1 protein-coding gene is annotated in these 1,388 nt (G+C 60.5%); it reads right to left on the minus strand.

Annotation, left to right across the window (positions count from 1 at the left end; translation table 11 throughout):
- Positions 1–36 precede the first annotated feature (36 nt).
- A complete protein-coding gene (locus ABTX60_RS43130; protein WP_209923685.1) occupies positions 37–1,320 on the minus strand; it encodes an IS256 family transposase in 1,284 nt (427 codons plus the stop codon).
- Positions 1,321–1,388 lie beyond the last annotated feature (68 nt).

Below are 1,388 nucleotides of genomic sequence, written 5' to 3' on the forward strand. Positions count from 1 at the left end.
GGGACTATCTCGTTAACGGTGTTTCGGCCGTTTTCATCAGTAGGTTTCTGATCCGGGCCAACGATCCGCGAACGTGATCGCGAAGGCATTGAGAGCGGGTTTCCACCGTGTGATCCATCGTGCCTGACCTTTGCCTGTCGGGTCCAGCGAACGGGTCACCAGGTACAAACATTTGAGCGCGGCTTGCTCGCTGGGGAAATGACCGCGAGCTTTGACCGCCCTCCGGTAGCGCGCATTCAGCGACTCAATAGAATTGGTAGAGCATATGACTCGACGTATCTCCGTGTCATAGTCAAGGAACGGGATGAACTCCTCCCACGCGTTGTCCCATAGCCGGATGATCGCCGGATACCGCTTGCCCCAGTTCTCGGCAAGGTCGTCGAAAGCAGCCCGCGCCGCTGCCTCACTCGGCGCGGTGTAGATCGGCTTCAGTTCCCGCTTCAGTGCGTCCCAGTGCTGACGTGCCGAGAGCCGAAAGGTGTTGCGGATCAGGTGCACCACACAGGTCTGGACCGTGGTGGCCGGCCACACATGCTCGACAACCTCCGGCAGGCCCTTGAGACCGTCGCAGACGAGAAAGAAAACGTCTTTGGTGCCACGGTTACGGATGTCAGTGAGCACGCTCATCCAGAACTTGGCGCCCTCGCCGCCCGTGCCGGCCCACAAACCAAGCACGTCGCGGCGCCCGTCCAGGCTCACCCCGATGGCCGCGTAGATCGGCCTGTTCGCGACCTGGCCGTCGCGGATCTTGACCACGATGGCATCGATGAAGATCGCGGCGTACACCTCATCGAGCGGACGTGCAGACCAATCCTGCATCTCCTCGATCACCTTGTCGGTGATCCGAGAAATCGTCTCCTTCGAGACCGATGCACCGTAGATTTCAGCGAAGTGCGCGCTGATCTCCCCAGTCGTTAACCCTTTGGCGTACAACGATAAAACGATCTCATCAACGCCGTTGAGCCGACGCTGCCGCTTCTTGACGATCTGCGGTTCGAACGTCCCTTCGCGGTCTCGGGGGACTTCGATCGGGACCTGCCCGGTCGACTCGGTCAGTACCGTCTTCGACCGAGTGCCGTTGCGGATATTTGTTGATGCCCGATCCGGGTTGGCCTGGTTCTTGTCGTGCCCGAGATGCTCGGTCATCTCCTCGTTCAATGCCGTTTCCAGGACCGTCTTGGTGAACTGCTTGAGCAGCCCATCCGGGCCCGTCAGCGACAGGCCCTGCTCTCTCGCCAAGCGCACGAGCTCCGCTGCCGCCGCCTCCTCGGCCGACGGTGGTGTCGACTTCTTCTTCGTCACATCATCCAGTGTCGTCATCACGGCACCCTTCTCGCCGGGCATTCACCCAGCGTGTCGGGCCGAAACACCGTTTAAGAAACACTCCC

The organism is Streptomyces sp. NPDC126510, from assembly GCF_040302345.1.
In the GTDB taxonomy this organism is placed as follows: domain Bacteria; phylum Actinomycetota; class Actinomycetes; order Streptomycetales; family Streptomycetaceae; genus Streptomyces.

Coding starts and splice junctions, on each gene's coding strand:
- ABTX60_RS43130 (WP_209923685.1), bottom strand. CDS start 1,320: ATGACGACACTGGATGATGTGACGAAGAAGAAGTCGACACCACCGTCG.